Below are 18,008 nucleotides of genomic sequence, written 5' to 3'. Positions count from 1 at the left end.
TTCTACAGCGTTACACGCTGCTGTCAACACCTCTTTTTCTCCGCTTTCGACCGAGAAGATCGAACCGTTGAAAGCACCAGAAACCGGCATTTCCAACTCCTTCCAGGCTTCGATGAACTGAAGCGACCCACTATCGAAACCTACTTAACTCATTGAATCTCAAGGAGTTTTCCGTTTCGACTGCGCCGGAAGTGGGGCGAATTATAGAGACTCAGAATCTGCCGTCAACCATTAATTTGAGTTTTCTATCAAGAGAATGAAAAAGACCGCTTCTTTATAGACGGGGGCTTGGCGAGTGCGCAATATATTGCCCAATACAACAGCTACTCTTCGGATGATGCCACGCAATGAACGATCAACCTCGCAGCCTTGCCTCAACTCTGTTCCCGGTTGGCCTGCTATTAATAGCCATGGCATCAATCCAGTCCGGCGCTTCGCTGGCCAAAAGCATGTTCCCTATCGTTGGAGCCCAAGGTACTACTACCCTACGCCTGATCTTCGCCAGCGTGATCATGCTGTTATTGCTCAAACCCTGGAGAGCGAAGCTGACAGCCAAATCACTGCGCACAGTGATTATCTACGGGATGGCACTAGGCGGCATGAACTTCCTTTTCTATATGTCGTTGCGCACCGTTCCGCTCGGCATCGCAGTCGCGCTGGAGTTCACGGGTCCGCTGGCAGTCGCTATCTATGCCTCGCGTCGCGCGATCGACTTTCTCTGGATTGCCCTGGCTGCCATCGGCTTGTTGCTGTTGATACCGACCGGCGCCACGGCAACGGGTATCGATCTGGTCGGTGCAGGTTATGCGCTGGGAGCCGGCGCGTGCTGGGCGTTGTATATCCTGTTTGGCCAGAAGGCCGGCGCAGATAACGGCGTGACCACTGCGGCACTTGGTGTGATGATCGCAGCCCTGTTCGTCGCCCCCATAGGCATCGTCCACGCCGGCGGCGCACTGCTGACACCCGCATTGATCCCCATCGCTATCGGGGTCGCGATCCTTTCCACAGCTCTCCCCTACACACTGGAAATGGTCGCCCTCACCCGCATGCCCGCCCGCACCTTTGGCACGCTTATGAGCATCGAACCGGCCTTCGGCGCACTCTCGGGTCTGCTTTTCCTTCAGGAATACCTCTCTTTGTCACAATGGATGGCGATCCTGTGCATTATTCTGGCCTCCGTAGGAGCAACCATGACGATGGGTAGCACCTCTAAACCCGCCATCGCGGCAGATTGAAAGAGGATTTTACGAAGGTCTGGCAATTGGCGTTCATTTAGGCCATGTTTAGCCTCGCAACCCAATGCCAGACATGGATTTTTTCGGATAGGGATATCGGAACGCTTCAAGCGAGAGCGCATACAGGCAGACCCGAGCGTCAGACTCGAGGCGGCCATAAGGACGGTAATGAAACGAATTTTGATACTGATCGCCATACTCGCCGTTGCGGGCTGCGCGGCGACGTCGAAGACCCACGTAAAACACGGCAAGAAAGGGCTGCACATCAACTGTTCGGGGTTGTCCTCCTCTTGGGACAAGTGCTACGCCAGCGCCGCGAACTCTTGCGCGCCGAAGGGCTACAAGGTCATTGCAAAATCTGGCGACACCGTAGAAGAGCCAGGTGATTATCCCTTTGGCCTCAACCCCGCCGGCTATACCAGCCGCAGCATGATCGTCATCTGCAAATAAATCATCGCCCCTACTGCGTTCGCGAAGCGGCGAGCTGGATCCCGATCTCTTCACGACAGGAATCCAGCACCCGCTGCTGAATCCTGGGCGACGCCAGCATACGCGCCACCACCAGTGCCCCGACGCATTGCGACAGAATTGCCCAGGCCAGGCTGTCACTTTCCAGAATTTGCGCCCAACTCTCCTGAAGCTTGCAAATCCACAGCTCAGCCTGTTCCCGCACAACGACGTCCGACCGCGCAATCTCGGCGCCCAGAGCCGGTAATGCACAGCCCAGTTCAGGCTGCTCGACATGAGCCATTTTCAGATACAGCTTCAGGCACCGCTCCAGCCGTTCGCGATCCTGTGCACCCTGCCCGCCCAACCGCTCCAGACTCTGGCATAACTCGCGCTCGACGATAGCCGCGAACAGAGCATCCTTGGACGAGAAGTGGCTGTAAAACGCCGCCCCACTCAGGCCGATCGCCTTCATCAGACCATCGACGCCCATTGATGAAAACCCATTTTTTTTCGCAGACAACGAGCTGCTTTGCAGGAGCTTTTCTTTGGTTTCCAGCTTATGACCGGCGGAATACCGCATGTTCTGTCCTCACATTGAGTGCCTTGACGCTGAGCAAATCCTAGCATAACGTTCGTTAACTTAACGATCGTTTACTAAAGGGATCCACCCATGAATAACAAGAAGGTCGTGTTGGTTGTCGGCGCAGGTGACGCCACGGGCGGCGCCATTGCTAGGCGGTTTGCCAAAGAAGGTTTCATCGCTTGCGTCACGCGGCGCAGCGCCGACAAATTACAGCCCTTGGTGGAAGCCATTCATATGGACGGCGGTGAAGCCCACGGTTTTGCCTGCGATGCGCGCAAGGAAGAAGACGTAATTGCGCTGATTGAAGATATCGAAACCCGCCTCGGACCGATTGAAGCATTCGTTTTCAACATCGGCGCCAACGTGCCCTGCAGCATTCTTGAAGAAACCGCTCGCAAGTATTTCAAGATCTGGGAGATGGCCTGTTTCTCCGGGTTTCTCAATGCCCGGGAAGTCGCCAAACGGATGGTGACCCGCCGTCGCGGCACGATCCTGTTTACGGGTGCCACCGCTGGCCTGCGGGGCGCCTCGGGTTTTGCCGCATTCGCGGGAGCCAAGCACGGTATCCGGGCTCTGGCACAAAGCATGGCCAGAGAGCTCGGCCCGATGAACATTCATGTCGCCCACGTTGTGGTCGACGGTGCCATCGATACCGATTTCATCCGCGACAACTTCCCTGACAAATATGCCACCAAAGATCAGGACGGTATCCTCGACCCCGAACACATTGCCGAGAACTACTGGTATCTGCATAGCCAGCCACGGGACGCCTGGACGTTCGAGCTGGATCTGCGCCCGTGGAACGAACGCTGGTAATCCCACCAAGAACAAAAACAGAGTGCAGCGAACATGAGCAAAACCGTGGAGTTCTATTTTGATCTCGGCAGCCCCGCCACCTACCTGGCGTATACCCAACTGCCGAAAATCTGCGCTGAAACCGGCAGCCAGTTGATCTACATTCCGTTATTGCTGGGCGGCGTCTTCAAAGCCACCGGCAACGCGTCGCCGGCAATGATCCCGGCCAAGGGTCGTTACATGTTTCAGGACCTGGACCGCTACGCCAAACGCTACGGCGTGCTCCTGAAATTCAACCCGCATTTCCCGATCAATACCCTGATGTTGATGCGCGCGGTCACCGGCATTCAACTGCGTCATCCTGATCGCTTCCTGGCATTCATCGATTGCCTGTTCAAAGCGCTGTGGGTTGAAGGCCGCCCCCTCGATGAGCCGGCAACAGTTGCCGCCGTGCTGACCGAACATGGCTTCAATCCTGAAGAAGTACTGGCGTTGACCAACGATGAAGCGGTCAAGGCTGCGCTCAAGGACAACACCGAAACCGCCGTGAAGCGTGGCGTCTTCGGTGCGCCGAGCATGTTCATCGACAACCAGTTGTTCTTCGGTCAGGACCGGCTCGACTTCGTTGTGGAAGCCCTGCGCTAAATCTCCACAACCACACCAGTCCGCCTGGGTCAACGCGTTTGTCGACTTCATGACCCAGGCGCTGGCCGCAGCGCCCGAGCTTCAACCTGTTAAATAGCGGCAGTACGGGTGTTCAACCAATCCAGCGCCGCGCCATCAAGCAACGGGCTCAGGCGCTCGCGCACTTCGGCGTGATAGGCGTTGAACCACTGCTTCTCTTCCTGCGTCAGCAACGAGGGCTCCAGGCAGCGAGTGTCGATCGGGCACAGGGTCAGGGTTTCGAACTTGAGGAATTCGCCGAACTCACTGCTTCCCGCTTCAACGTTCATCGCCAGGTTCTCGATCCGCACACCCCAGCGGCCCGGACGATAAGTGCCCGGCTCGATGGAGGTGATCATTCCAGGCTGCATAGCGGTTTGTGGCGCCGGCGCCGCCTGATAGGCGATCACCTGCGGACCTTCATGCACGTTGAGGAAGTAGCCCACGCCGTGACCGGTGCCGTGACCGTAGTCCACGTTTTCGGCCCAGATCGGCGCACGGGCAATCGCATCCAGTAACGGCGACAGAATGCCTTTCGGGAAATGCGCGCGGGACAAGGCGATCACGCCCTTCAACACCCGAGTGCAGTCACGTTTCTGCTCTTCACTCGGCGTACCGACCGCCACCATCCGCGTAATGTCGGTGGTACCGCCCAGGTATTGGCCACCGGAATCAATCAGCAGCAAGCCGTCACCCTCGATCACCGCGTGTTCTTCCGGAGTGGCGTGGTAGTGCGGCATCGCACCATTGGCGTTGAACGCAGCGATGGTGTTGAAACTCAGCGACACATAATCCGGGCGACGCTCCCGGGCGGCGGTAAGTTTTTCGTCGATGGTCAGTTCGGTAATGCGCTCACGACCCCAGGCCGAATCCAGCCAGGTGAAAAACTCGCACAGCGCCGCGCCGTCCTGCTCCATCGCCTGACGGATGTGTGCGGCGTCCGCCAGGCTCTTCTGCGACTTGGCCAGTGTGGTCGGGTTCAGGCCTTCGACCAGTTTCACGCCAGTGTCGAGGTTATCCAGCAGACCGCTGGTGACCCGCGCCGGATCCACCAGCAGGCTCGCGCCACTCGGGATCGCCCGCAAGGCGTCAGCGACTTCGCTGTAATCGCGCAGGGCCACGCCGTCTTTTTCCAGCACTGCGCGCAGCTCAGCATCGACCTTGCTCAGTGCCACAAAAAGCGTGGCTTGTTGCTGGCTGATCAGCGCGAAGGAAACGAATACCGGGTTGAACGACACATCGCCGCCGCGCAGGTTGAACAGCCAGGCGATATCGTCGAGGGTGGCAATGAAGTGCCAGTCGGCACCGCGTTCCTGCAAAGTCTCGCGCAGTTTGCCGAGTTTCTCGCCACGGCTGACAGTCGCCTGCGGTGGCAGGTGCTGGTAGATCGGCGCGTTCGGCAGCGCCGGGCGATCACTCCAGACTTCCTTCAACAAGTCGATGTCGGTACGCAGACTGGCGCCCCGTGCTTCTAGCTTGCTGCCCAGCGTACGCGCCGACGCGACGGCCATCACCGCGCCGTCGACCGCAACCACGCCACCTTCCGGCGTCTGCTCAGCCAGCCAGTCCAGCGGGCTCGGCTGACCCGGTTGCAGTTTCACCAGTTCGATACCGCTGCCCTTGAGTTCCTTGGTCGCCTGTTCCCAGTAACGGCTATCGGCCCAGACCCCGGCGAAATCGGTGGTGACAATCAACGTGCCGACCGAGCCATGGAAACCCGACAGCCATTGCCGGCCCTGCCAGTAACCCGGCAAGTATTCCGACAGGTGCGGGTCGGCGGACGGCACCAGCAACGCATGGATACCTTCGCGACGCATCAATTCACGGGTGTGCGCGAGGCGCTGGGGAACCGTTCCTTCGGTCAAAGTCTGGGTACTCATCATGTCTCCTGCCAATCACTGCATCGTTATTGTTCGTAGCCGTCAGGTCGGCTGGTTAAAGTCCTGTCGCCCAGAATGCCGGAGCACTGGCGCAGGCGGTCTTGATCAGTTCTACAGCCTTGTCGATGTCCTCGGCGGTGGTGAAACGGCCGAGGCTCAGGCGAATGGTACGGCCGGCCAGGTGCGCGTCATGCCCCAATGCCAGCAAGACGTGGGACGGCGCGTTGCTGGCGGAATTGCAGGCCGAAGTCGCGGAAAACGCGATCGAATGGCTCAGCGCCACCGGGTTGAACTCGCCTTCGCTGAAGGTCAGGCTCAAGGTGTGCGGGATACGTTGGGTGTTGCTGCCGTTAAGGCGCACGCCGGGCAAGTTCAAGAGTTGTTCGAGCAGTCGCTCGCGCAGCGCGACGATGGTTTTCTTCTCGTCATCGAAAGCTTCGGCGGCCAAGGCAAATGCCGAGCCCATGGCAGCGATCTGGTGAGTGGCCAGCGTACCGGAACGCAAGCCGCCCTCGTGCCCGCCACCGTGAATCTGCGCCTGCAAGCGCTGCTGCGCACGCGGGCCGACATACAGCGCACCGATGCCTTTGGGGCCGTAGAGCTTGTGCGCCGAGAACGACATCAGATCCACCGGCCATTGCGCCAGATCGATCACGACCTTGCCGGCGCCCTGGGCCGCATCGACGTGGAACAACGCCCCGCGCCCACGCACCACTTCGCCGATGGCCGGGATGTCGTTGACGGTACCGAGTTCGTTGTTGACCAGCATCAGCGACACCAGAAAGGTGTCTTCACGCATCGCTTCGCTGACCGCTTGCGCGGTGATCAGGCCTTCGGCGTCGGGCACCAGATAGGTCACGGCGACACCGGCATCCTGCAATTGCCGGGCGGTATCGAGGATGGCCTTGTGTTCGATCTGACTGGTGATGATGTGCCCGCCGGACATACCACGGGCCTGGGCCACGCCTTTCAGTGCAAGGTTGTTGGATTCGGTGGCGCCGGAGGTCCAGACGATCTGCTGCGCCTGGGCGCCGACCAGTTCGGCGACTTGCCGGCGAGCGTTCTCGACCGTTTGCCGGGCCTGCTGGCCGAAGGCGTGGGAACTGGAAGCCGGGTTGCCGAAATTACCGTTGAAACCCAGACACTCGATCATCACCTGGATGACCCGCTCGTCCACCGGGGTGGTGGCGGCGTAATCGAAATACAGCGGACGTGTGTTCATAAAAAGACTCGCAGAGCGTGTTCCGGGATCAGGAGGCTCGTGTCTGCAAACGGCACGACGCAGCCTTGTGAGCTGCGTCCGGGTTCGAGAGCGTCATCAATACCTGATCGGAGGCCGTTAAAGAAGAACAACTTCATTTAAAAGTGCGTAGGAACGCTCCTGAACGCGACTTTAACAGGCATCGGGCCGGCGGTTGTAGCGCTGCGTCAGCTAAAGCTTTCAAGGAGTAACGGATACAGCGAAATCACCAGCAGCGCCGCCATGCCCCAGTTGAACAGCCGCAACCAGCGGCGATCCTTGAGCACGTTGCGCAGCAAGGTCCCGCACGCCGCCCAGACGCCGACGCTCGGCAGGTTGATGATGGCGAACACCGCCGCAATCACGATCACGTTGGTGAAATAGCCCTGCATCGGCGTGTAGGTGCTGATGGCACCAATGGCCATGATCCACGCCTTGGGGTTGACCCACTGGAAGGCTGCCGCGCCGAGATAGCTGATCGGTTTCGCCTCGCCCTGCTCGCTGTCGCCGACCGGGCCGGAGTGAGCGATTTTCCATGCCAGGTACAGCAAGTACGCCGCGCCGACATAACGCAGGATCGTATAAAGCAGCGGATAGGTCTGGAATACCGCGCCCAGGCCAAAACCCACCGCCACCACCAGCACGAAGAAGCCGCAGGTAATGCCAAGCATATGAGGGATGGTGCGGTTGAAACCGAAGTTCACGCCCGATGCCAGCAACATGGTGTTGTTCGGCCCCGGTGTGACCGAGGTGACAAGGGCAAACAGGGCGAAGCCCAGCAACAGGTCGAGCGAGAGGGTCATGGCAGGCAGTCCGTCAGGGTCATTCAGGTGTTGACCCTATCCCACGGCGCCGCGCAAACCCACGGACAGTTGGGCAAAACTTCGAGCAGTACAGTTCTCAATCAGCTTGGACGACCGTGCAGCTGTACGGCCCGCTCGGCGCTCATCTCACCCTTGTTATCAAACCCGAAAGTCTTCTGTGGCTGGCCAAGCAGTTGGGCTTTCTTCGCGTGGTATTCCTCGAACGACAAGCCGCTGCGGTTCAAGTTTTCCAGCGCCAGTTCGCGGGTTTCTTCCGCCGTGTAAGGGCGCAGTTCCGGAGAAACGTGGCTCGCGCAACCAGCGAGAACGGAGACAGCGAGCATCAGGGAAACAGTCAGTAAACGATTCATGGGAGCGTCCTGCCGAGCAGTGTGGGTCGATGGAGAAAGGCTACGCCCGGGCACGCTTTGGCAGAAATCAACGCTCTCAATAGTGGCTATCAGAATTCGAGCAAGATTTACCTTCATATTTCCAGAGGATCTATCAATATCAATTAACAGTCTTTTACGGAATAACAGTCAGCCTTTATAAAATCCTTCATCGCGTTCGGCACTGTTGCTCCAGCAACTGTTTCCCAGGCAACAGCGGTTCAACAAACCCGCCTGAAAGTCACACAAACACAGCCGCCGACAACGCTCAAAGCCCCGGAATACGGGCCTTACAGGAATTGGTACAGCGCTTGCTCTGCTCCAGTGACTACTCACTGCTCGCCGAGCAACTGTTGAAAAAGGAACTGACCATGTCGCGTCCACTGAAAGTCGTCGCCCTGTCCGGCGGAACCTGGCGTCCGTCCCGCACCCTGGTGCTGACCCAGGCCTTGCTGGCCGAATTGTCCGGGCACTTGCCGGTCGAGAGTCATCTGATCGAACTCGGCGACATCGCCCGCCCACTTGGCGCCGCGCTGTCGCGTCAGGAGTTGCCGGCCGAGATCGAAGCCGAGCTGCAAGCCATCGAACAGGCTGACCTGCTGATCGTCGCCGCGCCGGTCTATCGCGGTTCCTATCCTGGATTGCTCAAGCATCTGTTCGACCTGATCGACCTGAATGCGCTGATCGACACACCAGTGCTGCTCGCCGCCACCGGTGGCAGCGAACGTCATGCGCTGGTCCTCGATCACCAGTTGCGCCCACTGTTCAGTTTCTTCCAGGCCGTGACCCTGCCGATCGGCGTGTACGCCACCGAAGCTGACTTCGCCGACTACCAGATCACCAGCGAACCGCTCAAGGCGCGGATCCGTCTGGCCGCCGAACGCGCCGCGCCGCTGTTCGGCACTCACATCAAACCGTTGCTGAAGATCGCTTGAGGAGCTGTTCATGGATGTTTTCTGGTTCCTGCCGACCCACGGCGACGGTCACTATCTGGGCACCACCCAAGGCGCGCGCCCGGTCACCCTCAATTACCTGAAGCAGGTGGCGCAAGCCGCCGACAGCCTCGGCTACTACGGCGTACTGATTCCCACCGGTCGTTCCTGCGAGGATTCGTGGGTGATCGCCTCGGCGCTGGTGCCGCTCACCGAACGCCTGCGTTATCTGGTGGCGATCCGTCCGGGGATCATCTCGCCGACCGTTTCGGCGCGCATGGCCGCGACCCTGGATCGACTGTCCAACGGCCGCTTGCTGATCAACGTTGTGACTGGTGGCGACCCGGACGAAAACCGTGGCGACGGCAGCTTCCTCAGCCACAGCGAACGCTACGAAGTCACCGATGAATTCCTCAAGATCTGGCGCCGGGTGCTGCAAGGCGAAGCGGTAGATTTCGAAGGCAAACACCTGAAGGTACAGAACGCCAAGGCGCTGTATCCGCCGGTGCAGAAACCCTATCCGCCGCTGTACTTCGGCGGGTCCTCCGACGCGGCCCACGATCTGGCCGCCGAGCAGGTCGACGTGTACCTGACCTGGGGCGAACCACCGGCCGCCGTCGCCGAGAAACTCGCCGACGTGGGTGAACGCGCCGCCCGCCACGGGCGCAAGGTGAAGTTCGGCATTCGCCTGCACGTGATCGTGCGCGAGACCGCCGAAGAGGCCTGGAAAGCCGCCGACAAACTGATCGAGCACATCAGCGACGAAACCATTGAAGCCGCGCAGAAATCCTTTTCCCGCTTCGACTCCGAAGGCCAGCGGCGCATGGCCGCTCTGCACGACGGACGCCGCGACAACCTGGAAATCGCCCCCAACCTGTGGGCCGGCGTCGGACTGGTGCGCGGCGGTGCCGGTACCGCATTGGTCGGCGATCCGCAGCAAGTGGCAGCGCGGATCAAGGAGTACGCGGATCTGGGCATCGAGAGTTTCATCTTCTCCGGCTATCCGCATCTCGAGGAGGCCTACCGCTTTGCCGAGCTGGTCTTCCCGCTGTTGCCCGAGCCTTATGCAAGCCTGGCCGGACGCGGTGTCACCAACCTCACCGGGCCGTTCGGCGAAATGATCGCCAACGATGTACTGCCCGCCAAAGCCAACGCCTGAGGAAGACCGAGTGACTGCCAAACCGCAAAGCACCCTGCTCTCCCCGTTGCAGACCGCCCGCCAACTTGCCGCCGAATTTGCCCTGACCGCCGTCGAGCGCGACGAGCGTGGCGGCACACCGAAAGCCGAACGTGATGCCCTGCGCGACAGCGGTCTGCTGGCCCTGAGCATTCCCACCCGTTACGGCGGCCTCGGCGCGCGCTGGAGCGAAACCCTCGAAGTCGTGCGCGAGTTCGCCAAGGTCGACAGCTCGATCGCCCACGTCTTCGGTTTTCATCATTTGATGCTCGCCACCGTACGCCTGTTTTCTCGCCCGGAACAATGGCAGCCGTGGTTCGAACAGACCGCGCGGCAGAACTGGTTCTGGGGCAACGCGCTCAATCCGCTGGACACCCGCACCGTGGTCAAGGACCTCGGTGGCTGGCGCGAGTTTTCCGGCAAGAAGAGCTTCTGCTCCGGCGCCAGCGATTCGCAGATGCTGATCGCCTCGGCGGTGGACGAAAGCAACGGCGGCAAACTGCTGATCGCGGCGATCCCGAGCGGGCGCAGCGGCATCACCCTGCACAACGACTGGAACAACATCGGCCAGCGCCAGACCGACAGCGGCAGCGCGACGTTCGAACGGGTGCGGGTCGAAGAGTCGGAACTGCTGCTGGATCCGGGCCCGCTGAGTACACCGTTCGCCTGTCTGCGCCCGTTGATCGCGCAACTGACGTTCACCCACATGTTTCTCGGCATTGCCGAAGGGGCCTTTGAAGAGGCGCGGCAATACACCCTCAGCGAAACCCGTGTCTGGCACAAATCCTCGGTGCGCGAGGTGCGCGAAGATCCTTACGTGCTGGCCCATTACGGCGAGTTCTGGGTCGCCCTCGAAGGCATTCGTCTGCTGGTAGAACGCGCCGCTGCGCTGCTCGACGAGGCCTGGGCCAAAGGCCCGAACCTCAGTGCCGAAGAACGCGGTCACCTGGCCACGGCAATTGCCACGGCCAAGGTCGCCGCCAGCCGACAAGGCCTGGAGATTTGCAGCCGATTGTTCGAAGTCACCGGCGCCCGCTCGACCCACGCATCGCTGCGCCTCGACCGACACTGGCGCAACCTGCGCACGCAAACCCTGCACGACCCGCTGGATTACAAGCTCCACGAGCTGGGCGACTGGGCGCTGAACCAGTCCCTGCCGGTGCCGACGTTCTATTCCTGATTTTCTTTCGTGGAGCGAGACCCCATGCAACTGCTGACCCTGCCGCCCTCACCCGCCCTGGCCACCTCAATCCGCGCCACCGCTCAGGTCTTCGAAGACCCGAAATCCCAGGCCCTGCTCGCGCATCTGCAACAGGTCGCACCGAGCGAAGCCAGCGTGCTGATCATCGGCGAAACCGGTACCGGCAAGGAGTTGGTAGCGCGGCACATCCACAACCTGAGCAACCGGCGCAACCGGCCGTTCATTGCGGTCAACTGCGGGGCGTTTTCCGAATCGCTGGTGGAAGCCGAACTGTTCGGCCACGAAAAAGGCGCCTTCACCGGCGCCCTCAGCGCCAAGGCCGGGTGGTTTGAAGAGGCGGATGGCGGCACCCTGTTCCTCGATGAAATCGGCGATCTGCCGATGGCGATCCAGGTCAAATTGCTGCGGGTGTTGCAGGAGCGTGAAGTGGTGCGCCTGGGTTCGCGCAAGAGCATTCCCATCGATGTGCGAGTGTTGGCAGCGACCAACGTGCAACTGGAGAAAGCCATCAACGCCGGACATTTCCGCGAGGATCTGTATTACCGGCTGAACGTGGTCAATCTGGAGCTGAGCCCGTTGCGCGAGCGGCCCGGCGATATCCTGCCGCTGACCCGGCATTTCATCGAGGCCTACAGTCAGCGTCTGGGTTACGGGCGCGTCACCATCAGTCCCGGCGCCGAACAAAAACTGCGCGGCTACAGTTGGCCGGGCAATATCCGCGAACTGGAAAACGTCATCCACCACACGCTGCTGATCTGCCGTAACGGCGTGATTGAGCGCGACGATCTACGTCTATCCAACCTGCGCATCGATCGTCCCGACGATCAGCACGCGACCGCCGACGACTCACCGGAAGCGCTGCTGGAACGCGCCTTCCAGAAACTGTTCGAGCAACAGGCCGGCGCCCTGCATGAGAAGGTCGAGGACGCATTGCTGCGCGCGGCCTATCGCTTCTGCCATTACAACCAGGTGCACACCGCGTCCCTGTTAGGCCTGAGCCGTAATGTCACCCGCACGCGACTGATCAAAATCGGCGAACTGGCGGTGAACAAGCGGCGGCCCACGGAAAACCTGCAAGGCGAGCGCTTGATCCAGCTGTCGATCTAACCAACCAGTTGACAGTGCAAGCCGTCGTCATAGCTGCGGGCTATGCTGCTCAGCACCTGGAATGAACCGAAGGTCACGGTGCGCGCCTGATGGGTGCGGATCAGTTGCCAGAAATCCTGCTCGCCGGTTTCGAAACTCTGAAACGCCGCCTCCCCCGCCTCGCGGGACTGCCATTGCAGGAAGCTCAACACTCGCCGCCCGTCGTCGCTGGCCTGGACACTGGCGCTGACGAAGCCGGCGTAACGCTGGGCCAGACGTTCGGTCTGCACCGCCAGCGCCGAGACCAGCGCCGGTTGCTGGCCGGGTTCGATTTCAAATTCGATCAATTGGGTAAAGCTGCGGTTTTTCGCTGGTGCTTGCATGAGATCCCCACTCGGTCAGGCGAATCTTGCGATTCGAAGGCCTGCAGGGTAAAACCTCTAGTTAACTAGAGGTCAAGGGGCAATTTGCAAATGATCACTGCGGAAAATCTGCACAAGCAACTGACCGTCGGCGAACTCGCGGCCCGCAGCGGCGTGGCGGTCACCGCCCTGCACTTTTATGAATCCAAAGGCTTGATCAAGAGCCAGCGCAATGCCGGCAACCAGCGGCGTTATCCACGGGAAGTACTGCGGCGGGTGGCGCTGATCAAAGTGGCGCAACGCCTGGGCATTCCTCTGGCAGAAATCGGCGAGGCGTTGAAGCAGCTACCGGACAACCGCGCGCCAACAGCGGCGGACTGGAAAGTGCTGTCGGAGCAGTGGCGGCGGGAGCTGGACGAGCGGATCAATCAGTTGATGTTGCTGCGTGACCGGCTGACCGGTTGCATCGGTTGCGGATGCCTGTCGATGGAAGCCTGCCCGCTGCGCAATCAGGGTGATGTGCTGGGCGAGCAAGGGCCGGGGGCGCACTTTCTCGACGTACCCAAGTGAGGGTTCCCATGCCATGGGAACCCCCAATTCGATCCATCAGAAGCCCGGCGCAATCTGCCCTTTGTAGCGGGTCAGAATGAACTGACGCACTTCATCGGAATTCAACGCCTTGGCCAGTTTCTGCAGGCCCGGGTCATTGATGTTGTCGGGACGCGCGACCAGAAACTCGATGTACAGGCTCTTGCCCTTCTCGACGATCAGCGCGCTGTTGGTGTCGATCCCGGCTTCCAGCGCGTAGTTGGCGAACACGAATGCCAGATCCACCTGACTCACTGAACGAGCGAGCAATGCGCCCTCCAGTTCACGGATTTTCAGGTGTTTGGGGTTTTCGACGATATCGCGCTGGGTGGCCAGGGTGTTACTCGGATCCTTGAGTTTGATCAGCCCGGCCTCGTGCAACAGCACCAGCGCGCGACCGGTGTTCACCGGGTCATTGGGGATCGACACACTGGCGCCGTCCTTCAGCTCCGAAATGTTCTTGATCTTGGTCGAGTAAGCCCCGAACGGTTCGATGTGCACGCCGACCACCGGCACCAGATCGGTGTGGCGAGTCTTGTTGAAATCATCGAGAAACGGCCGGTACTGGTAGTAGTTGGCGTCGAGGTTTTTCAGCGCCAGTTGCTGGTTGGGCTGGATGAAGTCGGTGAAGACCTTGATGTCCAGATCCACGCCTTCCTTGGCCAGGGTCGGTTTGACGAACTCGAGGATTTCCGCGTGCGGCACCGGGGTGGCACCGACGATCAGTTTTTCGTTGGCATGGGCGCCGAACGACAGAACGGCAGCCAGAACGGCCAGGGTCTTTTTCATGCTGTGCTCCAAGGCAGATTTGAGTGGCCGTCGTGGGGTGAACGTGGGGCCTTTATGGGTTGAACTTGTTTTTTCAGCGTCGGCTGTAGTGCGCCACCAAGCGGTCGCCGGTCATTTGCAGGGCCTGCACCAGAATCAGCAGCAACACCACGGTGACCACCATCACGTCGGTCTGAAAGCGTTGATAGCCGTAGCGGATCGCCAAATCGCCGAGCCCGCCACCACCGATCACGCCGGCCATCGCCGTGTAATCCACCAGCACGATGGCGGTGACCGTCACAGCTGCCAGCAACCCGCCGCGGGCCTCCGGCAACAGGGTGTGGCGGATGATCTGCCAGGTGTTGGCACCCATGGCCTGGGTCGCCTCGACCACGCCGCGATCGACTTCGCGCAGAGCGGTTTCCACCAGCCGCGCGAAGAACGGTGTGCAACCGACGACCAGCGGCGGAATGGTTCCGGGCACGCCCAGCGAGGTGCCCACCAGCAACGTGGTCAGCGGAATCAGCACGATCAGCAAAATGATGAATGGCAGCGAACGCAGCATGTTCACGATCACCGACAGCACCCGATACACGCCGACTGTTTCATGCAACTGGCGCTTGCCGGTGAGAAACAGCAGCAACCCCAGCGGCAATCCCAGCAGCACCGTAAACAGCAGCGCCGCGCCGAGCATGCTGAGGGTGTCGAGACAGGCCTGGGCGATGTCGGCCCAGTAAATGTGTTTGAACCACTCGGCCATGGTCAGGACCAGTCGTGGCGCGGTGGTTTGACGCCGTTGAGCAGCCAGTTGCCGACCACGTGGTATTTCCAGCGCACCGGGTCATGCAGGGTGTGGACCCGGGCGTTGCGCCAGTGGCGGTCGAAGTTGTGCTTCTTCAGGGTCGAGCGGGTACCGCCGAGTTCGAACAGCTTGTTGCTGGCCTCGATGGCGATTTCGGTGGTCAGCACTTTAGCCTTGGCCACGGCCAGCGAGGCCAGCGCGACGTTGTCTTCATCAGGCGCCGGACGTGCGGCGTCGAGCGCCCAGCCGGCGCGTTCAAGCAAGGCTTCGGCGGCTTCCAGACGGATTTCCAGTGCGCCGATCTGAATGATGGTCAACGGATCTTCACTGGCCTTGTCCACACCTGCATCGATCCATGGCCGCGCAAACTGGCGGACGAATTCCACGGTATCGCGCAACGCTGCCCGGGCAATGCCGGCGTCGATGGCAGCGGTGGTCAACTGGGCGAACGGCCCGGCCAGGGTCGGGCTCTCATAGGAACGGTACGTCGGAAACAGATTGAAGGGCGCCACTTGCAGATTTTCCGCCAGCACCGTGCCGCTGGAAGTAGTGCGCTGACCGATGCTGTCCCAGTCGTCGACGATCACCAGCCCTTTCGTACCGCGCTCGACGAAGGCCAACTGGCCCTTCTGCTCTTCATCCAGCGCCAGCACCGCCAGCCAATGGGCGTAAAGCGAACCGGTGCAGTAGCCCTTGCGGCCGTTGATCACGAAGCCGTCGCCATAACGGCGGAGGGTCGCCTGAATGTCCTGCACGTTCTTGCCGCCGGTTTCCGACAGCGCATTGGCGAAGCGATGACCTTGCAGCGCCAGCTCAAAGAAATGCGCTTGCTGGGCCGGGGTGCCTTGCAGGCGGATGTCTTCGAGCAGGCAGTAATGGTTTTGCGGGATCTGCCCGAGGGACGGATCGGCGGCGGAAATGATCGCGATCACCTGGGCCAGTATGGCGTAGGACACCTGCGCGCCGCCGTATTCCTTCGGCACGGTGATGCCCCACAGGCCACTGTTGGAAAACAGGTCGACGACCTCGGCGGGCACTTCGCGGTTGCGGTCACGCTCGGCGGCGTGTTCCTGCAAGACGGCGGCGACCTGCACAGCCACGCGCAAGGCTTCGGCGTCGTCGGCAATCCGGTGGGCGGCCGGCGGGTTGATCGGATAAACGGCAGATTCAGACATGGATGACTCTCGGTATCGGTGTTGTACCGGGTCATTGCAGCTTCTGTGCCTGACGCAAAGGCCTTGTTTTACGGGGGCTGCAGCGGAACTTCAGGGCGTCTGGCGATGAAAACCCGCGCACTCTGTTGCTTCGCTGTCGATGGCTGAACAGTGGGAGGCCTGCTCGTCGGCTACTCGGTCACGACGGCGGCACGGATCTATAGTTGAGCGACCGGCAATCCCGGCGAAGGCACACCTCAATCTCTAATAAAAACCAGGCAACAAATAACAGGGAGTACCGCCATGAGCGTCAAACCCATTCCCGAGGGGTATCACAGCATTACCCCGTACCTCGGCATTCACAAAGCTGCCGAAGCCATCGATTTCTATAAAAAGGCGTTCGGTGCCACCGAAGTCATGCGCCTGAGCATGCCCGACGGCGGCATCGGCCACGCCGAACTGCGCATCGGCGACAGCGCGATCATGCTCGGCTCGCCGTGCGATCAAGGGCCGTTGAGCAATCCGGACAACGCAGTGTCGGTCGGCCTGCATCTGTACGTGACCGATGTGGACAAATCCTTCCAACGCGCACTGGAGGCCGGCGCCACCTCGGTGTCCGAGGTCAAGGATCAGTTCTACGGCGACCGCAGCGGCACGTTGAAAGATCCGTACGGGCATCTGTGGTTCCTGGCCTCGCGCAAGGAGGACCTGACCCAGGCGCAGATCGAGCAGCGGGCGAAGGAAATGTTCCAGCAGAGCTAACTACGCCGAGTGTCCATTCCCGCGCGGCGCGCGGGGATGGGCGAACACGATTCATGAACCGTCGAATCACGCATCACGTCTTGTCATGAACGCCCGGCGATTTCAGGATGCAGGCCACTCGCCTGAATAAAGGATCACCCGATGTTTGCCGGATTCGTCAAAGACCAGCGCCACGTCAACGGTGTGGAGATCAGCTACCGCCTCAAAGGCAGCGGCCCCGGCCTGCTGCTGTTGCACGGGCACCCGCAGACCCACGTCATCTGGCACAAGATCGCCGAGCAACTGGCGGAGCACTTCACGGTGATCGCCGCCGACCTGCGCGGTTATGGCGACAGCAGTCGCCCGCCGGCCGATGAGGCTCACCTCAATTACTCCAAGCGCGAGATGGCCCGCGACGGCGTGGAATTGATGAAGGCGTTGGGTTTCGAGCACTTCTCGATCCTTGCCCACGACCGTGGCGCGCGGGTTGCCCATCGTCTGGCCCTCGATCATCCCGCCGTCGTGCAGCGCATGGTCCTGCTCGACATCGCGCCAACGCTGGCGATGTACAGCCAGACCAATGAAGCCTTTGCCCGCGCCTATTGGCACTGGTTCTTCCTGATCCGCCCGGCGCCGTTGCCGGAAACTTTGATCGAAGCCGACCCCGAAGGTTATCTGCGCAGCGTCATGGGCAGTCGCAGCGCCGGGCTTGCACCCTTTACCGACGAGGCGTTCAGTGAGTACCGGCGTTGCCTGGAACATCCCGGAAGTGCTCGCGGGATCTGCGAGGATTATCGCGCCAGTGCCAGCATCGATCTGGAACATGACCGCGCCGACATCACGGCTGGTCGTCAACTGACCCTGCCGTTGCTGGTGCTGTGGGGCGCCGAGGGCACCGTCGGTCGCTGCTTCGATCCGCTCGGGGAATGGCAGCAGGTTGCCACCGATGTACGCGGCAAGGCCCTGCCGGCCGGGCATTACCTCGCCGAAGAAGTGCCCGAACTGGTGCTCGCCGAGGCGCTCGACTTTCTCCGCTGATTCCCCTCCTCGATCCGGCGGAATCTGCCGTCGGACCGCTTCGCCTCCCCCGCAGAAATTCGCCCACGCGGCATCAAGATGTAATCGCGAAACATTTACTTTCATATCGTTCATCGGGAAT

Annotated in this window: 20 protein-coding genes; 11 read left to right on the top strand and 9 right to left on the bottom strand. The window is 60.7% G+C overall.

Translation table 11 applies throughout. The features are described 5' to 3' along the window. Window positions 1–347: 347 nt before the first annotated feature. The gene (gene rhtA, locus CAF76_RS14110) at window positions 348–1,235 is read left to right on the top strand and encodes a threonine/homoserine exporter RhtA (protein WP_085647612.1); all 888 of its coding nucleotides are present in this window, start codon (window positions 348–350) and stop codon (window positions 1,233–1,235) included. A 168-nt stretch (window positions 1,236–1,403) separates the two neighbouring features. Beyond that, a complete protein-coding gene (locus tag CAF76_RS14105) occupies window positions 1,404–1,685 on the top strand; it encodes a hypothetical protein (RefSeq protein WP_064598185.1) in 282 nt (93 codons plus the stop codon). A 10-nt stretch (window positions 1,686–1,695) separates the two neighbouring features. On the opposite strand, the gene CAF76_RS14100 is transcribed toward CAF76_RS14105, so the two are convergent. After that, window positions 1,696–2,265, bottom strand: a complete 570-nt coding sequence (locus CAF76_RS14100) for a TetR/AcrR family transcriptional regulator (protein WP_064598187.1) — start codon at window positions 2,263–2,265, stop codon at window positions 1,696–1,698. 90 nt (window positions 2,266–2,355) lie between these two features. Between CAF76_RS14100 and CAF76_RS14095 the strand changes: the two genes are divergently transcribed. After that, window positions 2,356–3,084 (top strand): SDR family oxidoreductase, encoded by a 729-nt coding sequence (locus CAF76_RS14095; protein ID WP_085647611.1) that lies wholly within the window; start codon window positions 2,356–2,358, stop codon window positions 3,082–3,084. 33 nt (window positions 3,085–3,117) lie between these two features. Next, a complete protein-coding gene (locus CAF76_RS14090; RefSeq protein ID WP_085647610.1) occupies window positions 3,118–3,708 on the top strand; it encodes a 2-hydroxychromene-2-carboxylate isomerase in 591 nt (196 codons plus the stop codon). A gap of 89 nt (window positions 3,709–3,797) precedes the next feature. On the opposite strand, the gene CAF76_RS14085 is transcribed toward CAF76_RS14090, so the two are convergent. The 4 genes from CAF76_RS14085 to CAF76_RS14070 form a co-directional block, all read right to left on the bottom strand. After that, on the bottom strand, window positions 3,798–5,606 hold the full coding sequence (locus tag CAF76_RS14085; protein WP_085647609.1) for an aminopeptidase P family protein: 1,809 nt from the start codon (window positions 5,604–5,606) through the stop codon (window positions 3,798–3,800). A gap of 55 nt (window positions 5,607–5,661) precedes the next feature. Continuing rightward, on the bottom strand, window positions 5,662–6,828 hold the full coding sequence (locus tag CAF76_RS14080; RefSeq protein WP_085647608.1) for an aminotransferase class V-fold PLP-dependent enzyme: 1,167 nt from the start codon (window positions 6,826–6,828) through the stop codon (window positions 5,662–5,664). Window positions 6,829–7,034: 206 nt separating this feature from the next. Next, window positions 7,035–7,649, bottom strand: coding sequence for a LysE family translocator (locus CAF76_RS14075; protein WP_085647607.1), 615 nt, complete (start codon window positions 7,647–7,649; stop codon window positions 7,035–7,037). A 101-nt stretch (window positions 7,650–7,750) separates the two neighbouring features. After that, window positions 7,751–8,020 carry a hypothetical protein gene (locus CAF76_RS14070; protein WP_064598197.1) on the bottom strand — a complete coding sequence of 90 codons (270 nt, stop codon included), beginning with the start codon at window positions 8,018–8,020 and terminating at the stop codon, window positions 7,751–7,753. 389 nt (window positions 8,021–8,409) lie between these two features. Between CAF76_RS14070 and msuE the strand changes: the two genes are divergently transcribed. From msuE to CAF76_RS14050, 4 genes are read left to right on the top strand one after another with little or no spacing between them, the layout of a single operon-like run. Continuing rightward, window positions 8,410–8,973, top strand: coding sequence for an FMN reductase (gene msuE / locus CAF76_RS14065; RefSeq protein WP_007955830.1), 564 nt, complete (start codon window positions 8,410–8,412; stop codon window positions 8,971–8,973). Between the two features lie 10 nt (window positions 8,974–8,983). Next, window positions 8,984–10,129 carry an FMNH2-dependent alkanesulfonate monooxygenase gene (gene ssuD / locus CAF76_RS14060; RefSeq protein WP_085647606.1) on the top strand — a complete coding sequence of 382 codons (1,146 nt, stop codon included), beginning with the start codon at window positions 8,984–8,986 and terminating at the stop codon, window positions 10,127–10,129. A 10-nt stretch (window positions 10,130–10,139) separates the two neighbouring features. Beyond that, window positions 10,140–11,327 carry an acyl-CoA dehydrogenase family protein gene (locus tag CAF76_RS14055; protein ID WP_007955826.1) on the top strand — a complete coding sequence of 396 codons (1,188 nt, stop codon included), beginning with the start codon at window positions 10,140–10,142 and terminating at the stop codon, window positions 11,325–11,327. Between the two features lie 24 nt (window positions 11,328–11,351). Beyond that, complete coding sequence (locus CAF76_RS14050; protein ID WP_085647605.1) at window positions 11,352–12,455, top strand: sigma-54-dependent Fis family transcriptional regulator; 1,104 nt, start codon at window positions 11,352–11,354, stop codon at window positions 12,453–12,455. Here the strand turns inward: CAF76_RS14050 and CAF76_RS14045 are convergent. Further along, the gene (locus CAF76_RS14045) at window positions 12,452–12,817 is read right to left on the bottom strand and encodes an antibiotic biosynthesis monooxygenase (protein WP_064598201.1); all 366 of its coding nucleotides are present in this window, start codon (window positions 12,815–12,817) and stop codon (window positions 12,452–12,454) included. The two genes, CAF76_RS14050 and CAF76_RS14045, sit on opposite strands and share 4 nt — an antisense overlap. 90 nt (window positions 12,818–12,907) lie before the next feature. On the opposite strand from CAF76_RS14045, the gene soxR reads away from it, so the two are divergent. Beyond that, complete coding sequence (gene soxR, locus CAF76_RS14040) at window positions 12,908–13,366, top strand: redox-sensitive transcriptional activator SoxR (RefSeq protein ID WP_085647604.1); 459 nt, start codon at window positions 12,908–12,910, stop codon at window positions 13,364–13,366. 36 nt (window positions 13,367–13,402) lie between these two features. On the opposite strand, the gene CAF76_RS14035 is transcribed toward soxR, so the two are convergent. The 3 genes from CAF76_RS14035 to CAF76_RS14025 all read right to left on the bottom strand — a co-directional run bounded on the left by CAF76_RS14035 (window position 13,403) and on the right by CAF76_RS14025 (window position 16,129). Then, window positions 13,403–14,173, bottom strand: a complete 771-nt coding sequence (locus CAF76_RS14035) for a MetQ/NlpA family ABC transporter substrate-binding protein (RefSeq protein WP_039770347.1) — start codon at window positions 14,171–14,173, stop codon at window positions 13,403–13,405. Window positions 14,174–14,246: 73 nt separating this feature from the next. After that, window positions 14,247–14,912, bottom strand: a complete 666-nt coding sequence (locus CAF76_RS14030; protein WP_064598205.1) for a methionine ABC transporter permease — start codon at window positions 14,910–14,912, stop codon at window positions 14,247–14,249. A 2-nt stretch (window positions 14,913–14,914) separates the two neighbouring features. Further along, on the bottom strand, window positions 14,915–16,129 hold the full coding sequence (locus CAF76_RS14025; RefSeq protein ID WP_085647603.1) for an SfnB family sulfur acquisition oxidoreductase: 1,215 nt from the start codon (window positions 16,127–16,129) through the stop codon (window positions 14,915–14,917). A 282-nt stretch (window positions 16,130–16,411) separates the two neighbouring features. Between CAF76_RS14025 and CAF76_RS14020 the strand changes: the two genes are divergently transcribed. Beyond that, window positions 16,412–16,870: a VOC family protein gene (locus tag CAF76_RS14020; RefSeq protein WP_064598209.1), complete on the top strand. Its 459-nt coding sequence runs from the start codon at window positions 16,412–16,414 to the stop codon at window positions 16,868–16,870. A gap of 141 nt (window positions 16,871–17,011) precedes the next feature. Then, window positions 17,012–17,887, top strand: a complete 876-nt coding sequence (locus CAF76_RS14015; protein ID WP_085647602.1) for an alpha/beta fold hydrolase — start codon at window positions 17,012–17,014, stop codon at window positions 17,885–17,887. The last annotated feature ends 121 nt before the right edge of the window (window positions 17,888–18,008 follow it).

This window comes from Pseudomonas sp. B40(2017) (assembly GCF_002112855.1).
Lineage (GTDB): Bacteria > Pseudomonadota > Gammaproteobacteria > Pseudomonadales > Pseudomonadaceae > Aquipseudomonas > Aquipseudomonas pharyngis.
This window is presented reverse-complemented; position numbering and strand designations above follow the sequence as displayed.

Excerpts from the sequence above, each read along its gene's own strand:
- CAF76_RS14090 (WP_085647610.1), top strand. The coding sequence starts at position 3,118 with ATGAGCAAAACCGTGGAGTTCTATTTTGATCTCGGCAGCCCCGCCACC.
- CAF76_RS14095 (WP_085647611.1), top strand. The coding sequence starts at position 2,356 with ATGAATAACAAGAAGGTCGTGTTGGTTGTCGGCGCAGGTGACGCCACG.
- CAF76_RS14035 (WP_039770347.1), bottom strand. The coding sequence starts at position 14,173 with ATGAAAAAGACCCTGGCCGTTCTGGCTGCCGTTCTGTCGTTCGGCGCC.
- CAF76_RS14085 (WP_085647609.1), bottom strand. The coding sequence starts at position 5,606 with ATGAGTACCCAGACTTTGACCGAAGGAACGGTTCCCCAGCGCCTCGCG.
- CAF76_RS14020 (WP_064598209.1), top strand. The coding sequence starts at position 16,412 with ATGAGCGTCAAACCCATTCCCGAGGGGTATCACAGCATTACCCCGTAC.
- CAF76_RS14100 (WP_064598187.1), bottom strand. The coding sequence starts at position 2,265 with ATGCGGTATTCCGCCGGTCATAAGCTGGAAACCAAAGAAAAGCTCCTG.
- rhtA (WP_085647612.1), top strand. The coding sequence starts at position 348 with ATGAACGATCAACCTCGCAGCCTTGCCTCAACTCTGTTCCCGGTTGGC.
- CAF76_RS14075 (WP_085647607.1), bottom strand. The coding sequence starts at position 7,649 with ATGACCCTCTCGCTCGACCTGTTGCTGGGCTTCGCCCTGTTTGCCCTT.
- CAF76_RS14050 (WP_085647605.1), top strand. The coding sequence starts at position 11,352 with ATGCAACTGCTGACCCTGCCGCCCTCACCCGCCCTGGCCACCTCAATC.
- ssuD (WP_085647606.1), top strand. The coding sequence starts at position 8,984 with ATGGATGTTTTCTGGTTCCTGCCGACCCACGGCGACGGTCACTATCTG.
- msuE (WP_007955830.1), top strand. The coding sequence starts at position 8,410 with ATGTCGCGTCCACTGAAAGTCGTCGCCCTGTCCGGCGGAACCTGGCGT.
- soxR (WP_085647604.1), top strand. The coding sequence starts at position 12,908 with ATGATCACTGCGGAAAATCTGCACAAGCAACTGACCGTCGGCGAACTC.
- CAF76_RS14080 (WP_085647608.1), bottom strand. The coding sequence starts at position 6,828 with ATGAACACACGTCCGCTGTATTTCGATTACGCCGCCACCACCCCGGTG.
- CAF76_RS14030 (WP_064598205.1), bottom strand. The coding sequence starts at position 14,912 with ATGGCCGAGTGGTTCAAACACATTTACTGGGCCGACATCGCCCAGGCC.
- CAF76_RS14105 (WP_064598185.1), top strand. The coding sequence starts at position 1,404 with ATGAAACGAATTTTGATACTGATCGCCATACTCGCCGTTGCGGGCTGC.
- CAF76_RS14025 (WP_085647603.1), bottom strand. The coding sequence starts at position 16,129 with ATGTCTGAATCTGCCGTTTATCCGATCAACCCGCCGGCCGCCCACCGG.
- CAF76_RS14045 (WP_064598201.1), bottom strand. The coding sequence starts at position 12,817 with ATGCAAGCACCAGCGAAAAACCGCAGCTTTACCCAATTGATCGAATTT.
- CAF76_RS14015 (WP_085647602.1), top strand. The coding sequence starts at position 17,012 with ATGTTTGCCGGATTCGTCAAAGACCAGCGCCACGTCAACGGTGTGGAG.
- CAF76_RS14070 (WP_064598197.1), bottom strand. The coding sequence starts at position 8,020 with ATGAATCGTTTACTGACTGTTTCCCTGATGCTCGCTGTCTCCGTTCTC.